The sequence below is a fragment of the Micromonospora fluostatini genome (assembly GCF_050410825.1).
Taxonomy (GTDB): Bacteria; Actinomycetota; Actinomycetes; order Mycobacteriales; family Micromonosporaceae; genus Micromonospora; species Micromonospora rosaria.
On record NZ_CP191251.1, the window covers coordinates 5,422,021 to 5,440,093 of the forward strand.

General features: G+C 73.3%; 14 protein-coding genes. 10 read left to right on the forward strand and 4 right to left on the reverse strand.

The genetic code is table 11. The features are described from left to right. Window positions 1-344 precede the first annotated feature (344 nt). A complete protein-coding gene (locus ACQUFX_RS23955) occupies window positions 345-1,298 on the forward strand; it encodes a hypothetical protein (protein WP_428962536.1) in 954 nt (317 codons plus the stop codon). Further along, on the forward strand, window positions 1,298-2,242 hold the full coding sequence (locus ACQUFX_RS23960; protein WP_428962537.1) for a serine hydrolase: 945 nt from the start codon (window positions 1,298-1,300) through the stop codon (window positions 2,240-2,242). Before ACQUFX_RS23955 ends, ACQUFX_RS23960 begins: the two co-directional genes overlap by 1 nt. Before the next feature lie 105 nt (window positions 2,243-2,347). Here ACQUFX_RS23960 and ACQUFX_RS23965 read toward each other — a convergent pair whose 3' ends face one another. Continuing rightward, complete coding sequence (locus tag ACQUFX_RS23965; protein WP_428962538.1) at window positions 2,348-3,199, reverse strand: menaquinone biosynthetic enzyme MqnA/MqnD family protein; 852 nt, start codon at window positions 3,197-3,199, stop codon at window positions 2,348-2,350. A 784-nt stretch (window positions 3,200-3,983) separates the two neighbouring features. Here ACQUFX_RS23965 and ACQUFX_RS23970 point away from each other — a divergent pair. The 8 genes from ACQUFX_RS23970 to ACQUFX_RS24005 all read left to right on the forward strand — a co-directional run bounded on the left by ACQUFX_RS23970 (window position 3,984) and on the right by ACQUFX_RS24005 (window position 14,750). Beyond that, window positions 3,984-5,222 carry an aspartate aminotransferase family protein gene (locus tag ACQUFX_RS23970; RefSeq protein WP_428962539.1) on the forward strand — a complete coding sequence of 413 codons (1,239 nt, stop codon included), beginning with the start codon at window positions 3,984-3,986 and terminating at the stop codon, window positions 5,220-5,222. Continuing rightward, window positions 5,219-6,283 (forward strand): zinc-dependent alcohol dehydrogenase, encoded by a 1,065-nt coding sequence (locus ACQUFX_RS23975; protein ID WP_428962540.1) that lies wholly within the window; start codon window positions 5,219-5,221, stop codon window positions 6,281-6,283. The genes ACQUFX_RS23970 and ACQUFX_RS23975 overlap by 4 nt, the downstream gene beginning before the upstream one ends. Further along, a complete protein-coding gene (locus tag ACQUFX_RS23980) occupies window positions 6,276-7,463 on the forward strand; it encodes a glycosyltransferase (protein WP_428962541.1) in 1,188 nt (395 codons plus the stop codon). Before ACQUFX_RS23975 ends, ACQUFX_RS23980 begins: the two co-directional genes overlap by 8 nt. Continuing rightward, window positions 7,460-8,323, forward strand: coding sequence for an inositol monophosphatase family protein (locus ACQUFX_RS23985; protein ID WP_428962542.1), 864 nt, complete (start codon window positions 7,460-7,462; stop codon window positions 8,321-8,323). The genes ACQUFX_RS23980 and ACQUFX_RS23985 overlap by 4 nt, the downstream gene beginning before the upstream one ends. Next, window positions 8,320-9,954 carry a glycosyltransferase family 2 protein gene (locus tag ACQUFX_RS23990; protein ID WP_428962543.1) on the forward strand — a complete coding sequence of 545 codons (1,635 nt, stop codon included), beginning with the start codon at window positions 8,320-8,322 and terminating at the stop codon, window positions 9,952-9,954. Before ACQUFX_RS23985 ends, ACQUFX_RS23990 begins: the two co-directional genes overlap by 4 nt. Window positions 9,955-10,063: 109 nt before the next feature. Next, window positions 10,064-11,005: an LLM class flavin-dependent oxidoreductase gene (locus tag ACQUFX_RS23995; RefSeq protein ID WP_428962544.1), complete on the forward strand. Its 942-nt coding sequence runs from the start codon at window positions 10,064-10,066 to the stop codon at window positions 11,003-11,005. Between the two features lie 691 nt (window positions 11,006-11,696). Beyond that, complete coding sequence (locus tag ACQUFX_RS24000) at window positions 11,697-13,799, forward strand: HelD family protein (protein WP_428962545.1); 2,103 nt, start codon at window positions 11,697-11,699, stop codon at window positions 13,797-13,799. A gap of 186 nt (window positions 13,800-13,985) precedes the next feature. Beyond that, complete coding sequence (locus tag ACQUFX_RS24005) at window positions 13,986-14,750, forward strand: VOC family protein (protein WP_428962546.1); 765 nt, start codon at window positions 13,986-13,988, stop codon at window positions 14,748-14,750. 79 nt (window positions 14,751-14,829) lie between these two features. Here the strand turns inward: ACQUFX_RS24005 and ACQUFX_RS24010 are convergent, their stop codons facing one another. The 3 genes from ACQUFX_RS24010 to ACQUFX_RS24020 form a co-directional block, all read right to left on the reverse strand. Beyond that, a complete protein-coding gene (locus ACQUFX_RS24010; RefSeq protein WP_428962547.1) occupies window positions 14,830-15,666 on the reverse strand; it encodes an ABC transporter ATP-binding protein in 837 nt (278 codons plus the stop codon). After that, window positions 15,663-16,760, reverse strand: a complete 1,098-nt coding sequence (locus ACQUFX_RS24015; RefSeq protein ID WP_428967057.1) for a FecCD family ABC transporter permease — start codon at window positions 16,758-16,760, stop codon at window positions 15,663-15,665. The genes ACQUFX_RS24010 and ACQUFX_RS24015 overlap by 4 nt, the downstream gene beginning before the upstream one ends. Before the next feature lie 118 nt (window positions 16,761-16,878). Next, the gene (locus tag ACQUFX_RS24020) at window positions 16,879-17,817 is read right to left on the reverse strand and encodes an ABC transporter substrate-binding protein (RefSeq protein ID WP_428962548.1); all 939 of its coding nucleotides are present in this window, start codon (window positions 17,815-17,817) and stop codon (window positions 16,879-16,881) included. Between the last annotated feature and the right edge of the window lie 256 nt (window positions 17,818-18,073).

Genomic DNA, 18,073 nt, shown 5'->3' on the forward strand with positions numbered 1-18,073 from the left:
CCTCGGAGCACCAGAGGGTGTAACAGAATTCCGAAGAGCCTTTCCGTCTCAGGGCGACCGACGCAGCGCGCGACGACGGCGCAAACCTATGAAGTAGGTCACGGAACGAAGGTGAATCCGCGCAAGCGCCGCAAACCGGTCCGATCTCCCGAGCTCCGGGCGCGTCGCCGACCGCCGGGCACTGCCGCCGGACCGGTCCGGACGTAAGCTTTGCCGGTCACACCGAGCGGCTGACGACAACCGTCGGCACGACCCAGGCCATCCCCCGGCCAGGAGGCGCGACCTGCCGTTCGGCAAGCCCGTCCGGTCTCCCCCGGCCCTGACCACAGGGAGTTCACCCACTCATGCGATCTCGCGTGATCATGGTGCTCGCCGTCGTGTTCGCCCTGCTCGGCGGCGTCCTGGTGGTGCCGACCGCGTACGCCCGCCTCACCGGCGACACCGGCAGCCCCGGCGACGGTGGCGTGGCGTGGACTCCGCCGGAGCCGACCGCCCCACCCCCGCCGACCCTCGCGGCCGGGCCGGTGTCGGTGGACTTCAAGGGGGAGTTCTTCTCCTGGGCCCTGCTGGACCGGGCCACCGGTGAGATCGCCGGGGCGGAGAACATGGCGAAGACCAACTCGACCGAGTCCATGATCAAGGCATGGTTCGCCGCCGAATACCTGCGCGAACTCGGGGACGCCCCGGTCCCGGAGCGGGGCCGGCGGAACATCTCCGCGGCCATCCGGGACAGCGACGACGACGCCGCCAACCGGCTGTACGACGCAGCCGGGCGGCAGGCCACCATTCGCCGGATGGTCCAGACCTGCGACCTGACCGACACCCGCCCCGGCCGGGTTCCGGGCTACATCGGCTGGTGGAGCTTCACCGAGATGTCCGCCCGGGACGCCGTCCGGCTCGGGAACTGCCTCGCCGACGGACGGGCCGCCGGGCCGACGCACACCGGGTTCCTGCTCGACGAGATGAGCAAGGTCCGGGGCAGCACCGACCCGGCGGACCAGCAGGCCCGGCAGGGCGGCGGGCGCTGGGGGATCATCGACGGTCTGCCCGAGTCGATCGTTGAGCAGGGCAGGGTCAGCATCAAGAACGGCTGGACCCCGTTGAACTACGACGGCAACTGGCACGTGAACTGTCTTGCCGTCACCGAGAAGTGGAGCCTCGCCGTGCTGCTGCGCTACCCCCAGTCACGAGGGCTGGACTACGGCGCCGACGTCTGCGCCAGCGTCGCCACCCAACTGGTCACCCCGCAGCCCGGCGCCGCGCTCAAGATCCCGCAGCAGCCGGTGGGCAAGCTCTGATGGCCGGCGACCGGCGCTCCCGCCGCCGCGACGGCGGCACCTCGCCGCTGCAACTCTTCGCCATCGCCGCCGTGCTGCTGGGCCTGGTCCTGGTCTCGCTGCGGCTGTTGCCGGGCTCCCCGCTGGCCTCCACCGCCGTCGCCCGCTGGGGCGACAGCCCCGAGAGCGCCACCCGCGCCGACGAGGCCCCCACCACCCGCAGCACGCGCCCCACGCCGAAGCCCAGCCCCTCCCTGGAGCCGCTGCCGTTCGACCTCAGCACCACCGAGGTCGACCTCGACCTGGACGGCTGGTGGAGCTGGAGCGTCATGGACACCCGGACCGGCACGATCACCGGCTCCGAGAACATGTCCGAGACCAGCACCACCGCGTCGCTGATCAAGGCCTGGATCGTGGCCGACTACCTGCGGCGCACCGACGACGACGGCCGTACCCCCACCGACGCCAAGCTCGCCGACCTCACGCTGATCATCCGGGACAGCGACAACACCCGGACCGAGCGGCTCTACACCGAGGTCGGCCGCTCCGCCTCGATCAAGCGGATGGTCTCCATCTGCGACATGACCGACAGCAGCCCCGCCGCCGACAGGGGCTGGAGCCGGACCAACCTCTCCACCCGGGACACCACCCGGCTGGGCAAGTGCATCGCCGACGGTGACGCCGCCGGGCCGGAGTGGACCGACTGGCTGCTCAAGGAGATGCGCCTGGTCCGGGGGGTCGGCGACTTCGGCATCCGCAAGGCGTTCCCCACCAGCGAGCGCAAGCAGATCGCGATCAAGAACGGCTGGGTCGACCGTACCCAGGAGCAGGAGATCCACGTCAACTGCCTCGCCGTCGCCGACGACTGGACCATGGGCGTGATGGTCCGGTACCCGATCAACCGGGGCTACGAGTACGGCATGGACAACTGCCAGAAGATCACCGAAGCCCTGCTCCGCGTGTAAGGAAGGGCCCCTTGTTAACGCCTGCGGTAGAGAAGGGAACCCTTCTCACACCGTGAGGCGGCGGGCGCGGCGGCAGCGGGCACCGAAGGCAGTGGCGGGCGCGGCTCAGCCGGTGAAGAAGGCCGGGCCGCCGGAGGGCAGCGGCGGGGCGGCACCCAGCGCCGCCGCCCGGCCGGCGAACTCGCGCAACCCGGCCACCTGCCGGTCGCCGAGGGAGAAGTCCAGCACCCGGAAGTACGACGCCAGCGTCGCCGCGTCGAACGGCTCCCAGCGGGCGGCGGCCTCGGCGACCTGGTCCAGCTCGGCCAGGCAGAGGTCCCGGGAGCGCAGGAACGCCTCGTGCACCTCCTTGACCAGGCCCGGGTGGGCGGCGGCGAACTCCCGGCGGACCGCCCAGACGGCGAAGACCATCGGCAGGCCGGTCCACTCCCGCCAGGCCTGCCCCAGGTCGGTGACCTCCAGCCCGCGCCGGGGCGCCTCGTAGAGCGCCCGCAGCGCCACGTCACCGATCAGCACCCCGGCGTCGGCCTCCAGCAGCATCTGGGTCAGGTCCGGCGGGCAGCGGAAGTACTCCGGGCGCACCCCGTACCGCTCGCCGAGCAGCAACTGGGCCAGCAGGACCCCGGTGCGGGAGGTGGAGCCGAGCGCGACCTTGCCGTTGTCGAGGTCGGCCAGCGGCCGGGTGGAGACGACGTTCACCGAGAGCACCGGGCCGTCGCTGCCGACCGCGAGGTCCGGCAGGAGCAGCAGGTCGTCGGCGTGCCGCAGGTACTCGACGTGGGAGATCGGCCCGATGTCCAGGTCCCCGGCGACGAGCGCGGCACTGAGCCGGTCCGGGGAGTCCTTGTGCAGGTCGACGTCGATCAGCGCACCGGACCGCATGAGCCCCCAGTAGATCGGCAGGCAGTTGAGGAACTGGATGTGTCCGACCCGTGGGCGGGCGATGCGCTCAGCCATGCCCCGACCGTAACCCCGCCGGTCCCGGCGGGCCCGACCGGCGGGTACCGGAGTGGCCCACCCCGCACCCGACCCGCCAGCGGCCCGCGCTCCGGGGCGAGGCCGACGCGGCCGGCGCGGAGGCGCACCGCCGGCCGTCCGGGCGAGCACCACGGCGATCCGGGGCGGCACCGCGCCGCAGGGGTAGCGGTACCCGGGTGGGGCTCTTAACACCGACATCGACGACACCGGTCGGTCACCCGGTTACTGAGCAGCCACGACATATCTTCGTCATTTGTCGATAACAACTGTCACGACCACCCGAAATGGTGGACGAACAGGCCGGAAACCGGAGCCCGTCCGACACGCCGTGGAAATTGCGCGCAGGCAACTCGGGTGAGCTAACGCACAGCGCCCGCCACCACCCCGTCCATGCTGGTCAGAACGATATCGACGTTAATCGAGAAACGATCCGGCTTGACACCGCACCACCCCGCGAGCAGGCTTGCAAACGTCACCGGTGGGAGCGCTTCCACACATTTGTCACAAGCCCCGGTGACGCGCAGGTTAATTGCACCCCACGGCCACGAGCAGGGGCCCACCGACCGACCCGAAACGACGACCGACCCGGGCAATCCGGCCTGGACGATCCGACCAGCAGCCGTCGCCTACCCGACACCCACGCAGGTCAACTAGCAGACACAGCCTTCAGAACCGATGGACCACGGTGTGCGGCCCGCAGCCTCACCCGCCGCTCACCGCTGCCCAAAAACGGCGCGGAAAGGATCGTAGATTGACTTCCAGCGTGACCGAGGCCCCTTCGTCAGGATTAAGCGAGTACACCGGTCGGGGCATCTATCTGCACGCCCACGGAAAGCAGTACATCGACTGCGCCTCGGGGACCTTCAATCTCTCTCTCGGCTATTCCGCGAAAGAGGTCGTCGACGCGCTGCACGCCCAGCTCGACCGGTGCCTGCACCTCTCCTCGGACTTCACCAGGGAGAAGTCTCTGGAGATATTCGAGATGATGCGTGAGTTCCTGCCGCCGCACATCGGCGCGTTCTGGTTCCGCGACATCACCGGGTCCGGCGCCACCGAGGGCGCGATCCGGATCGCGCAGAAGGCCACCGGCAAGTCGGACATCTTCTCGCTGTTCCTGTCCCACCACGGGCAGACCGTCGGCGCGACCGGCGTCTCCGGCAACGCCTTCCGGCACCGCAGCTTCTCGTTGCCCTTCGCCAACTCCGTCAAGATCCCTGCCCCGGACTGCGCGAACTGCTTCTACTCGCAGCGCCCCGACCGGTGCGGGATGCTCTGCGCGACCCGCCTGGAGGACTTCGTCGAGTACGCCTCCAGCGGGCAGGTCGCCGCGCTGATCGTCGAGCCGGTGCTCGGCAACGGCGGCAACATCGTGCCCCCGCCCGGATACTTCCGGGTGCTCCGGGAGACCTGTGACAAGCTCGGTGTCCTGATCATCGCCGACGAGGTGCAGACCGGCTTCGGCCGTACCGGATCGTTCTTCGCCTCGACCGGGTTCGCCCAGGAGCTGCGGCCGGACATCATCACCTTCGCCAAGGGCGCCGGCGGGGTCGGCATTCCGGTCGCCGGGGTGCTGATGCGACCGGAACTCGACGTCCTCGAACCGTGGGAGCACTCGACCACCTCGGGGGCGAACCCGCTCGCCCTGGTGGCGTTGGAGGAGACCGTCCGGTACCTGCGCGACCACCGGGTCCTGGAGAACGTCGCCACGGTCGGCGGCCCGCTGCACCAGGGCCTGACCGACCTGGCCCGCCGGTTCCCGAACGTGTCGAACGTCCGGGGGGTCGGCCTCATGCAGGCCTTCGACCTGCCGACCAGCCTGGACGTCCAGTCCTTCATCCGGGTGGCCCGGGAGCACGGCCTCATCGTGCGCGGCAGCCGGTACGGCTTCGGCCGGACCGTCAAGATCCGGCCCCCACTGATCATCACCCCGGACGAGGTACGGGAACTCCTCGTCCGGCTCAGCGACGCGCTCCGCACCTACGAGAGGGAGGGTCGGCCGTGAAGGCGCTCACCTACCACGCCGCCTGGGACGTCGAACTGCGCGACGTACCCGATCTGCACGCCGTCGCCGACGACGACGTGGTGGTCGACATCCGGTACTGCGGGATCTGCGGCACCGACCTCGGCATCGTCTCCGGCAGCTACCCGGTGGCGGTGAGCGGGGTGACCCTCGGCCACGAGGCGAGCGGGATCGTGGCCGAGGTCGGCCCGGCGGTGACCGAGGTCGCCGTCGGCGACCGGGTGGTGATCAACCCGACGCCGTACTGCGGGCGGTGCCGGATGTGCCGGACCCAGCGCATCAACCACTGCGTCAACAAGCACGGCACGGAGAGCGGGGTCAGCTACGACGGGGCGTTCGCCGGCCGGTACCGGACCACCTCCGCCTTCGTGCACCGGCTGCCCGACCACGTCTCGCTGAAGGCGGCGGCGCTGACCGAGCCGCTGAGCTGCGTCCTGGCCGGGGTCCGGAAGATCCAGCCACCGTCGCTGGCCGCGAACACGTACGTCTTCGGGGCCGGGCCGCTCGGGCTGCTCTACGCCTGGGCGCTGTCGCTGCGGGGCCTGACCCCGGTGGTGGTCGAGCACTCCCCGGCCCGGCTCGCCTTCGCCCAGGACCGGCTCCCCGAGGGGGTACGGGCGTACGCCTCGCTCGACGCGGCCCGGACGGACTTCTTCGGTGACCCGTTGGCCCCGCTGGACGTGGTGGTCGACACCACCTCGGTCCTGCTGGAGCAGTTGTTCCCGGAGCTGGCCTGCGGCGGGACGTACATGTCGATCGGGTTGAAGCGGCAGCTCGCCTCGATCGACACCATGTTGCTGGCCGACCGGAGCCTGTCGGTGATCGGCTCGATCGACTCCCTGCACGGGTCCTTCGTGGAGGCGTTCCACCTGGTCACCTCCGGCCGGATCCCGACCGGGCGGCTGGTCAGCCACGTGGTGCCGCTGGCCGACTACCCGAAGGGCTTCGCCGCGCTGGGCTGCGACCTCGACGCCCGCCGCTTCGGCCCGACCGACGAGAGCAGTTGCAAGGTGCTGCTCGCCCCGGGAGACCTCGGTGAGTGACCCGCAGCGCGCCGCTCCCGGACCCGCCGGCCCGAAGGTCAGCGTGGTGGTGCCGTACCGGGACCGGCTGGACAACCTGCGGCTCGCCCTGGCCGCGCTCGCCGACCAGACCCTGCCCACCGACGAGTTCGAGGTTGTCCTCGGCGTCCTCGAACTCGACGACGCCTACCTGGCGCTGTGCCGGGAGTACACCGACCGGCTGCGGATCGTCTCGGTGCTCGCCGACCGCCCGTGGCAGGTCGGTTACGCCCGCAACCTCGCGCTGCGGGCGGCCACCGGCGAGGTGCTGGTGCTGATGGACGTGGACATGGCGCTGCCCGCGCACTGCCTGGCCGACCTGTACGACCGGCACTTCGCCGCCGGGCAGCGGATCTGCCTGGTCGGGCAGATGATCGACTACGACAACAACACCGGGGACGTGGTCGAGGTCGACGTCCGGCCGTACGAGCACTACCGGACGGTGCTCGACGACCTGGCCGCCGGTGGCCCGGTCGAGGCCGACCCCCGGCTCACCGCCCGGCACGTGATCCCCTGGTCGTTCGCCTGGACCGCGCTGATCGCGCTGCCCCGGGCCCTGGTCACCGCGCACGACCTCACCTTCGACCCGAACTTCCACGGGTACGGGGTGGAGGACCTGGAGTGGGCGTACCGGGTGGCCCGGACCGGGACGCCGATCACGGTGGGCCGGGACTTCTGGGGCGTGCACCTGCCGCACCTGCGCAGCGTCGCGGCGAACCGGCGCACCGAGGGCCCCAACTACCGGTACTTCCTCGGCAAGTGGCCGGCGCACGACGTCGAGCTCGCCTGCGCGCTGGGCGACTTCGAGGCCAACGAGGCGTACCCGGAGTTCCGCCGGGCAATCGAGGACGCCGCCGGCATCCCGGGCGGCTCCCTGGCGGTGGTGCGGGCCACCGCCGCCGGGGAGCACCACCTGGTCGTCGGGGTACCCGTCGACGCCGCCGGCCGGTGGGCCGAGGTCTCCGCTCTGGTCGGGCCGGACTCGGCGGTCGAGGTGCTGCCGATCGCCGGGGTGGCCCTGCCGTACGCCGACGACACCGTGCACCGCTGCACGGTGCTGCCGGCGGCGGCCCGCCTGCCCGGGGCGTACCGGAAACGGGTGTTCGCCGAGGCGGAGCGGGTCAGCGCCACGCCGGTCCGGCTGCTGGCGAGCCGGCCGTGACCGCCGCGACGACCGCGACCAGCACGACCACCGGAACCGGGTTGGCGCGGCACCTGCTCGCGGTCGCCGTCCGGGCCGCCGAGGCCGGTGGCGCGGAGTTGCGCCGCCGGGCCGGCCGGACCCGGCTGCTCGGGCACAAGTCCACCGGCACCGACCCGGTCACCGAGGCGGACCTGGCCAGCGAGGACGCCGTGATCCGGGTGCTCGGCGCGGAACGGCCGGCGGACGGCCTGCTCGGCGAGGAGGGCACCGTCCGGGCCGGCACCAGCGGCCTGCGCTGGGTGGTCGACCCGCTCGACGGCACCACCAACTACCTGTACGGCCTGCCGGACTTCGCGGTCAGCGTCGCCTGCGAACGGCGGACCGGCCGGCCGGACGGCCCCGGGCACTGGCTGGCGGTGGCCGGGGTGGTGCACGACCCGGTACGCGGCGAGACGTTCACCGCCGTGCGCGGCGAGGGTGCCCGGCTCGACGGGGCACCGATCGCCGTCACCGACCCGGTCGACCTGGCCGGGGCGCTGGTCGCCACCGGTTTCGGCTACGGCTCGGCGTCCCGGGCCCGACAGGCGGCCACCGCGCACCGGCTGCTCCCGGCGGTCCGGGACATCCGCAGCAACGGCAGCGCCGCGCTGACCCTCTGCTGGGTCGCCGCCGGCCGCTACGACGCGTACTACGAGGACGAGTTGGCCCGCTGGGACTGGGCCGCCGGGGCGCTCGTCGCCCGCGAGGCGGGGGCCCGGGTCACCGCCCTGGGCAGCGGGGTGCTGGTCGCCGCGCCCGCCCTGCACCACGACCTGTCCCGGCTCGTCGCCGCCCCGCCCGGCACCTCCAACGTCGACCAGGAAGCAGGTACCCGATGACCTCCTACCGGCTCCAACAGACCACCGACCGGGACCCCTGGTACCTCCCGGTGCTCTACGTCGCCTTCCTCACCCTGGCCGTGGTCTTCGCCGTCTGGCGGACCGTGGTGGCCAACTGGGGGGTCTGGTTCGGGCCGCTGGCCTGGGCGGCGGAGATGTTCGGCCTGTTCACCTCGATCCTCTTCGTGGTCAGCCTGCGCCGCGCCGTCCGGCCGGTGCCCCGGGTGGTGACCGGGACGACGAAGACGGTCGACATCCTCATCCCCACCCTCAACGAACCCCTCTCCGTGCTGGAGCCCACGGTCATCGGGGCGACCCGGGTCCGGGGCGTCCGCCGGGTCCTCGTCCTCGACGACGCGGCCCGCGACGAGGTACGCGAGCTGGCCGACCGGTACGGCGCGGGGTACCTGGCCCGCACCGAGCGCGGCGGGGCCAAGGCCGGCAACCTGAACGCCGGGCTCACCGCGACCGACGCCGAGTTCGTCGTCACCCTCGACGCGGACCACGTGCCGCTGCCGGAGCTGATCGAGCAGACCATCGGGTACTTCGACGACCCGCAGGTGGCGGTCGTGCAGTCCCCGCAGTCGTTCTACAACACCGAGTCGTTCACCTTCCGCCGCCGGCGCGGCGACGACGCCGGCTGGCACGAGCAGGCCATGTTCTACGGGGGCATCCAGCCCACCAAGAACCGCACCAACAGCGCGATCTACACCGGTACCTCGGCGATGCTGCGGCGCAGCGCGCTCGACACCACCGGCGGCTTCGCCCCGGACACCCCCACCGAAGACATCCACACCTCGCTGCGGCTGCACGCCCGGGGCTGGCGCTCGGTCTACCTGCGTACCCCGCTGGCGTACGGGCTGGAGGTGGAGAACCTGGAGGAGTACTACCGGACCCGCCGCCGGTGGGCCTCGGGGAGCCTGCGCCTGCTGTTCCGCAACCCGGACTCGCCCCTGTGGGTACGCGGTCTCACCCTCTCCCAGCGGCTGAACTACCTCAGCGCCCTGGTCACCCACCTCCAGGGGCTGAACCGGGTGGCGTACCTGGTCGCGCCGATCGCGGCGGTCCTGACCGGGGTGGCCCCGGTCTCCGGCCCGTACGCCGTGTACGGCTTCGCCTTCCTGACCTTCATGGTGCTGTCGATCGTCACCGTCGTGCTGTTCGGCCGGGGCAACTACCACCTGGTGCACAGCGAGGCGTTCGGCGTCGCCGACACCCTGCCCATGATCGACGCCCTGCGGGACCTGGCCGGTGGGGAACGCGGGTTCGGGGTGAGCCGCAAGCGCACCGGCCGCGCCAGCGGCACCGGGCTGACCTGGGCGTACCGCGCCTTCGCCGCGGTCAACCTGGGCGGACTCGGGCTCGCGGTGACCCGGCTGGCGCAGGGCGAGCACGTGGTCATCGCCGCCTGGTCGGCCGCGTTCCTCACGCTCAGCTCGGCGTACGCCCTGGCCTTCCTGGTGACCATGGAACGGTACGAGCGGCGGATCGGGGCACCGGCGTACCTCCGGCTCACCCCGGAGGAGCTGTACCAGCACGTGGTGGGCCTGTCCACCACCGCCGCCGGCGGCCCGGTCCGGTCGGCGCCGGCTCCCACGGCCCCCGCCCCGCAACCGCTGGCCGCCGCGTAACCGCCTGCCCGCCCGCCCACCCCGGTTTGGAAGGGCCCCCTCCTCTACCGAATGCGTTAACAGGGGGCCCTTCCTTGCACAGCATCCATGATGGAGAGAGGCTGCTGACATGACCACGCTCGGTGCCGTCTTCCTGCCCCAACTTCCGCCCGAACGGCTGCGTGCCGTGGTGCGCGCCGCCGACGAGGCGGGCCTCGACGAGTTGTGGCTCTGGGAGGACTGCTTCCTCGCCAGCGGCATCGCCAGCGCGGCGGCGGCGCTGGCCTGGTCGGACCGGCTCCGGGTGGGGGTGGGGCTGCTGCCCGTACCGCTGCGCAACGTGGCGCTGACCGCGATGGAGACGGCGACCCTGCACCGGCTCTTCCCCGACCGGGTGCACGTCGGGGTCGGGCACGGGGTACAGGAGTGGATGGGGCAGGTGGGGGCCCGGGTGGAGTCCCCGGTCACCCTGCTCCGGGAGTACGTGACGGCGCTGCGCGGCCTGCTCGCCGGCCGCCGGCTCACCCGCAACGGCCGGTACGTCCGCCTCGACGAGGTGGCCCTGGACTGGCCGCCGGCCGCACCCGTACCGATCCGGGTCGGCGCGGTGGGGCCGCGCACCCTGCGCCTGGCCGGGGAGATCGCCGACGGCACCATCCTCACCGGCGGTACCACCCCGGACCGGCTCCGTGCCGCCCGCGCCCTGGTCGAGGAGGGTCGCCGCGCCGTGGGGCGGACCGACCCGCACCCGGTCACCGTCTACCTGCACGCGGCGACCGGCCCGGACGCCGACGCGCGGATGGAGCGGGAACGGGCCCGCTGGGGGTACGACTCGACCACCCACCGGGCGGCCACCGGCGACGCGGCGACGATCGCGGCCGAGGTACGGCGCTGGGCGGCCGCCGGGGCCGACACGGTGGTGCTGCAACCCACCCCCGACGACCCCGACCCGGAGGGTTTCGTCCGGTTCGTCGCCCAGGAGGTCCGCCCCCTGGTCACCGCGACCCCCGACGGTTCCACTGGCCGGACTTGTCCCCGACCACCAGAAGAATCGCCGACCGCCACGGATTGAAGACGAACAGGATTCTGATCTCGGTCCGCCCGGCGGTGCGTCGACCGGTGGACCTGACAGCGGCGACAACAGCCCGGGACGGGCACCCCGGAGCCCGCCCCTTTCGAACTGCCCCATCTGTGCGACCACGTTTACGCCCGACAGCACACCGCACTACCGCCCGCCCCCCGCCACCGCCCCTCGCCCCTGCGGAGAAGGTCCGACCAGGGGCACCGAACGCCGGCAGGGCCGCCCCAGGACCGTCGCGGCGGCCACCAGCCACAGGTCGTGATCGTTTCAGCACCGCGGCCGGCAGTGGGTACCGGATCCGACGCCCACACCCGCGGACGTCGTACGCTCTCCGCTCTCACCGGGTTGCCGCGCCCTGCCCCGTCTGTGAGGGCAGCTCTACAGGAGGACGAGGGTCACCACACCGACAAGCCCGAGGCGAGGCGCCACCGCCGACCTTGACCACCGGTTAGTTCGAAGCAAGCAGGACGACCGGGGCGAGAGGGGAGCAAATCTCCGGTACCGGAAATCGGTCGCCGGGGGCGTGCGCTGCGCGTACCATCGACGGCCGCGCGGCAACGCCGCGTCCACCTGCACGGGCACAGCCGACACCACCTGAGATGGAGCGCCGGGCGGCCACCTCGATCGACGGACCCTCCGGCCGCAGGTCGGGGGGCGTCAGCGTCTGCGAAAGGTCCGCCCGATGGCCCAGTCAGTCGAACCGACCGCCCCGCCCCCGCACACCGCCGACCGCGCGGGGAGCCGGCACACCGCCGACCGCCCGGAGCGCGGGCTCGCCACGGCCCTCGCCGCCGAGCAGGCGCACCTGGCGACCTCCCGCGCCGCGCTGGCTCGGATGCGCGAGCGGGCCGAGGCGCTCTTCTCCACCGGCCAGCACGTCGCCGGTGACCCCTACGCGGCGGAGACGCTGGGCCGGACACTGTCCCGCCGGGTCGCCGAACTGGCCGACCAGCCCGACACCCCGCTCTTCTTCGGTCGGCTCACCTTCGCCGACGCGGAGCACCACGTGGGGCGGCGGCACGTCACCGACGACCTCGGTGAGCCGCTGGTGCTGGACTGGCGGGCGCCGCTGTCCCGGCTCTTCTACCGGGCCAGCGCCCGGGACCCGCAGGGGGTGACGGTCCGCCGCCGGTTCGGCTTCGACCGGGGCGAGCTGACCAGCTTCGAGGACGAGCACCTGGGCCGGGGCGAGGAGCTGGGCACGGCCAGCCGGATCCTCACCGGCGAGATCGAACGGCCCCGGGTCGGGCCGATGCGGGACATCGTCGCCACCATCCAGCCCGAGCAGGACGAGCTGGTCCGGGCCGACCTGGAGACCTCGCTCTGCGTGCAGGGCGCGCCGGGCACCGGGAAGACGGCGGTCGGGCTGCACCGGGCCGCGTACCTGCTCTACCTGCACCGGGAACGGCTGCGCCGGTCGGGGGTGCTGGTGGTCGGGCCGAACCGGGCCTTCCTGGCGTACATCGCCGCCGTGCTGCCCGCCCTCGGCGAGGTCGAGGTCGCCCAGACCACGGTGGAGGAGCTGGTCGCCCGGGTGCCGGTACGCGCGGTCGACGCCCCGGAGGTGGCCGCGCTCAAGCACGACGTCCGGCTGGCCGAGGTGCTCCGCCGGGCGGTCGAGGCGCGGGTCAGCGGGGCGACCGAGCCGATCGTGGTCTCCGACGGGTCGTTCCGCTGGCGGATCGGGGTGGACCCGCTGCGCCGGATCGTCGAGGAGACCCGTCGGGAGGGGCTGCCGTACGCCACCGGTCGGGAGCGGGTCCGGGCCCGGGTGGTGGCGCTGCTCCAGTTGCAGGCCGAGTCCCGGCGGGCGGAGTCACCCGGCGACGCCTGGCTGCGCCGAATGGGCCGGTGCCGACCGGTGACCGACTTCCTGGACGCGGCCTGGCCGGCGCTCACCCCGGAGGGGCTGCTGCACCTGCTCTACACCGACCCGCAGGTGCTGGCCACGGCGGCCGACGGGCTGCTCACCCCGGCCGAGCAGGAGCTGCTCCGCGCGGGCCGGCCAGGCCGGACGCCGAAGGCGACCCGCTGGACGGCCGCCGACGCGGTCCTCGTCGACGAGGCCGCCGGGCTGCTGGAACGGCCGGCCGGGTTCGGGCACGTGGTGGTCGACGAGGCACAGGATCTCTCCCCGATGCAGTGCCGGGCCATCGCCCGGCGCAGCGAGCACGGGTCGCTCACCCTCCTCGGCGACCTGGCCCAGGGCACCGCCCCGTGGTCCGCCACCGACTGGCGGGAGTCCCTGGCCCACCTGGGCAAGCCGGACGCGGCGGTGGTGCCGCTGACCGTCGGGTTCCGGGTACCCGCCGCCGTGGTCGCGCTGGCGAACCGGCTGCTCCCGGCGCTCGCCGTCGACGTACCGCCGGCCGAGTCGCTGCGCCGCGACGGCGCGCTCGACGTGCGTACCGTGCCGGACCTGGTGGCGGCGACGGTGGCCGAGGTGCGGGCGGCGCTGACGCACGACGGGTCGGTCGGGGTGGTCGCCGCCGACGACGCGGTGGACCGGCTCCGCGCGGCGCTCGCCGCCGCCGGGGTCGAGACCGCGACCGCCGACGACGTCGAGGCCGCCACGCGGGTCACCGTGGTCGGCGCGACCGCCGTCAAGGGCCTGGAGTACGACCAGGTGGTGGCCGTCGAACCGGCCGCGATCGTGGCGGCCGAGCCGCGCGGACTGCACCGGCTGTACGTGGTGCTGACCCGGGCGGTCTCCCGGCTGACCGTGCTGCACACCGCGCCGCTGCCCGGCCCGCTCGTCGACGCACCGACCGCCCCGACCCGCTGAGCCGCCCCGGACCGCTGTACGGCGGGACGACGTCGCAACGGGGGGTGGTCCGGCGTCCGCCGGTCGGGCCGGTCGCCCGCCGTACCCGAACGAACTGCGCGGTTCGCCTGCGGCGGACCACGCGGCGATGCCACGATGCCGGCAAGGGGCGGGGCCACCGGGCACCGCCCGCCGGGAGGGGGCAGCGTGCAGACCGTACCGCCGGGAACCCCCTGCTGGGCGGACCTGGCCACACCCGACCTGGCGGACGCGAAGCGGTTCTACGCCGCGCTGTTCGACTGGACCGGCCGGGTCGCGCCGCAACCGGAGGCGGGCGGGTACACCACCTTCCTCCGGGAGGGGCTGGCCGCCGCCGGGGCCGGGCCGCCGGCCACCCCGGACCAGGTGCCGATCTGGTCCACCTACGTGGCCACCGACGACGCCGACCTGGTCGCCACCCGGGTCACGGAGGCCGGCGGGCAGGTGGTGGTCCCCCCGCTGGAGATCTTCGACCAGGGGCGGATGGCGGTCTTCGCCGATCCGGCCGGCGCGGCGTTCAGCGTCTGGCAGCCGATGGCGATGCGCGGCGCCGAGGTGTTCAACGTCCCCGGCGCGCTGAGCTGGACCGAGCTGGTCACCCCCGACCCGGAGGGCGCGAAGACCTTCTACGAGCTGGTCTTCGGCTGGCAGCCGGAGGAGCACCCGACGGACCCGACCAACTACACCGGCTGGCGGCTCGGGGACCGGGTGGTCGCCGGGATGATGCCGCCGCTGGGCGACGGGTTCCCGGCCGACCTGCCGGCGTACTGGGCGGTCTACTTCGCCGTGGCCGACGCCGACGACGCCGCGAGGCGCGCCACCGAGCTGGGCGGTGACGTCCTGGTGCCGGCCCGGGACATCCAGACCGGCCGGATCGCCGCCCTCCGCGACCCGCAGGGCGCCCTCTTCTCGGTGGTCGCCCTCCGCGAGTGAAAGGAGGGGCCCCTTATTAACGCTTACGGTAGAGAAGGGAACCCCTCTCACCACCGGACTGTTAATAAGGGGCCCTTCCTTACCCTCGGCGGCGGACCGGGACCACCAGGGGGCCGTGCTCTCCCTGGACGACCCGGACGGTGGCCCGGTAGTGCGCGGCCAGCAACTCCTCGGTGAGCACCGCCCGGGGCGGCCCGACGGCGGCCACCCGGCCGGCGGAGAACAGCACCAACCGGTCGGCGTACTCCCCGGCGATGGAGAGGTCGTGCATGGTGGCCAGGACGGTCAGCCCGTGCTCCCGGCGGAGCTGGTCGACCAGCTCCAGCACCTCCTGCTGGTGACCGATGTCCAGGGCGCTGGTCGGCTCGTCGAGCAGCAGCAGGGTGGCGCCCTGGGCCAGCGCCCGGGCCAGGAAGACCCGCTGCCGTTCCCCGCCGGAGAGGGTGGCCAACTCCCGGTCGGCGAAGCCGCGCAGGTCCAGCCGGCCCAGCACGTCGTCCACCGCTGCCAGGTCGGCGGCGGTCTCCCGCCCCAGCGGCGGGATGTACGGGGTCCGGCCGAGCAGGACGTAGTCCAGCACCGCCATCCCGGGCGGGACGACCGGGGACTGCGGCACGGTCGCCACCACCCGGGCCCGCTCCCGGCGCCGCAGCGCCTCGCTGGGCGTACCGAAGAGGGAGATGGCGCCGGGCGCGGGCAGCAGGCCGCCGACGGCGCGCAGCAGGGTCGACTTGCCGGCGCCGTTCGGGCCGATCACGGTGACCCACTCGCCGGCCGCGACGGTCAGCTCCACCCCGGTCAGCACCGGCACCCCACCGAGGGCCACCTGCAACCCCCGCACCTCGACGGCCGGCGGCCCGCCGGGCGACGGGGGCGGCCCGCCGGGGGCGGTGGGGGCGGTGGGGTCGTCGGTCATGCCAGCATCCGGCGGGCGGTCCGCAGCACCAGGACGAAGAAGGGGCCGCCGAGCAACGCGGTGACCACTCCGATCGGGACCTCGCCCGGGGCGGCGGCGGTCCGGGCGACCACGTCGGTCAGCGCCAGGAAGGCCCCGCCGAAGAGCAACGAGAGCGGCAGGATCACCCGGTAGCTCGCGCCGGCGAGCAGCCGGACGGTGTGCGGGACGATGATCCCGACGAAGCCGATCAGGCCGGTGGCGGAGACCGCCGCGGCGGTGCCCAGCGAGGCGGCGGCGATGAGCAGGTACCGGGAGCGTTGCGGGTGCAGCCCGAGGCTGCCGGCCTCGTCGTCGCCGAGGGAGAGCACGTCCAACTCCCGCCGGTGCAGCAGCACCACCACCACGGTCACCACGAAGTACGGCAGGACCAGCCGCACGTCGCCCCAGCCTGCGGTGGCCAGCCGCCCGAGCAGCCAGGAGTACACCTGCTGGATGCTGTCGGCGTTGCGTTGCAGCAGGTACGTCTGACCGGCGGAGAGGAACGCGGAGACCGCCACCCCGGCGAGGATCAACGTCGCCGGGGACCGCCCACGCCCCCCGGCGGAGCCGAGCAGGTACGTCATCAGCACCGCACCGAGCGCGCCGACGAAGGCGGCCAGCGGGATGGTCATCGGCAGCCGGCCGGGCTCACCGCCGGCGCCCAGGGCGATCGCCGCGGTGACCGCCAGCCCGGCCCCGGCCGCCACCCCCAGCAGGTACGGGTCGGCCAGCGGGTTGCGGAACACGCCCTGGTAGCAGCCGCCGGCCAGGGCGAGCAGCCCGCCGACGAGCAGCCCGAGCACCACCCGGGGCAGCCGCAGCTCGGTGACGATGGCGATCTCGCGCTCGGTCAGCCCGCTCTCCAGGCGCACCCCGGGCAGGAGGTTGAGCAGTTCCAGGGCGACGCTCCCGGGCGGGAGGCTGACCGGGCCGAGGGCGACCCCGGCGACGAGTGTGACGCCGACCGCGACGAGGCCGGCGACCAGCCAGCGCGCCCGGAGTCCGGCGGGTGCGGCGGCCGGGCGCGCGGGGCGGTCCGCCGACGCGACCCGGCCGGGCCGGAGCCGGTTCAAGGTCGGTTCGGCCCGGCGTCCCACGACCACCTCGACGGCGACCGTCCGGCCCCGGCGGACGGTGCCCTCCTCCCGGCGGGACGGGGGGCCCCGCCGAGCCGGCCGGAGGCTGTCAGGATCACGCCGGGACCTTGGCGACCGCGCCGACGATCGCCCGCAGCAGCTCCACCACGCGCGGTCCCCAGCGGGAGGCGATGTCGTCGTCGAGCGCAACGACCTGGTTGTTCTTCACCGCCGAGAGGCTGGACCAGCCGCTGCGCGCCGCGACCGTCTGCGGCGACTGCTGGCAGCACCTGGTGTCGGCGAGGAAGATGAAGTCCGGGTCGGCCTTGACGATCATCTCCTGGGAGAGCTGCGGGTAGCCGCCCTTGTTGCCGTCCGGGTCCGCCGGGTCGGCGATGTTCTCCAGCCCGAGCTGCGTGTACAGCGAGCCGATGTAGGTCCTGCTGGTCACGCTGTACAGCTCCGGGCCCAGCTCGTGGTAGTAGGTGAGCTTTCCGGACCGCTGCGGCAGGTCCTTGAGCAGGGCGGCGATCTCGTCCTGCATCCGCTTGGTGACCTCGGCGGCGGCCTCGGTGTGGCCGGTGAGCCGGCCCAGGTCGGTGATCTGCTGGTACGTGTCGTCGAGGGTGGCCGCCGCCGGGGTCATGAAGACCGGGACCTTCAGCCGGGTGAGCTGGTCCACGATCTTGTTCATGTCGTTGGAGAGGACCACCAGGTCGGGGTTCTTCGCGACGATCGCCTCGGCGTTCGGCTGGAACCCGGACAGGTCGGTCCTCGGCGCCTCCGGCGGGTGGTTCGACTGCTCGTCGACGGCGGTGACCTGCGCGCCCGCGCCGATCGCGAAGAGCATCTCGGTGGCGGTGGCGGCGAGCGAGACGATCCGCTCGGGCCGCTGCTCCAGGGTGAGGTCGCCGATCGTGACCGGGTAGGCGGCGGCACCGCCGGGGCTCGCGCCGCCCGCCGGCTCCTCGGCGGTGTCCTGCGCGCAGGCACCGAGGGCGAGCGCGGCGACCGCGATCACCGCGGTGAACAACCGGGGGGTACGTCTGGACATCCGATGCCTCCTGTCGGTCGAGGAGTGGTGGTGCTTCGCCGACAGGGAGGGGGCCCGCCCGTCCGCGAGGCGCCCTTCCTCGAGAGCGCGGTTCGCGACCGCGCCGCAGGCGACCTGGCTCGTCCCCGGGGCGCGGGGCGGACGGGGGTGTCCGCGGGGCAGCGGGGCATCGCAGTTGCGGGACAGCGCCGGTTTCGCACCGGCTTCGCTGCGCACGATCGGTAGCACGGTAGCGCACCCGGTACCGAGATCGTCA

Bases quoted from the DNA above. Each gene is read 5' to 3' on its own strand.
- ACQUFX_RS23955 (WP_428962536.1), top strand. From the start codon at position 345: ATGCGATCTCGCGTGATCATGGTGCTCGCCGTCGTGTTCGCCCTGCTC.
- ACQUFX_RS23960 (WP_428962537.1), top strand. From the start codon at position 1,298: ATGGCCGGCGACCGGCGCTCCCGCCGCCGCGACGGCGGCACCTCGCCG.
- ACQUFX_RS23965 (WP_428962538.1), bottom strand. From the start codon at position 3,199: ATGGCTGAGCGCATCGCCCGCCCACGGGTCGGACACATCCAGTTCCTC.
- ACQUFX_RS23990 (WP_428962543.1), top strand. From the start codon at position 8,320: ATGACCTCCTACCGGCTCCAACAGACCACCGACCGGGACCCCTGGTAC.
- ACQUFX_RS23995 (WP_428962544.1), top strand. From the start codon at position 10,064: ATGACCACGCTCGGTGCCGTCTTCCTGCCCCAACTTCCGCCCGAACGG.
- ACQUFX_RS24000 (WP_428962545.1), top strand. From the start codon at position 11,697: ATGGCCCAGTCAGTCGAACCGACCGCCCCGCCCCCGCACACCGCCGAC.
- ACQUFX_RS24010 (WP_428962547.1), bottom strand. From the start codon at position 15,666: ATGACCGACGACCCCACCGCCCCCACCGCCCCCGGCGGGCCGCCCCCG.
- ACQUFX_RS24020 (WP_428962548.1), bottom strand. From the start codon at position 17,817: ATGTCCAGACGTACCCCCCGGTTGTTCACCGCGGTGATCGCGGTCGCC.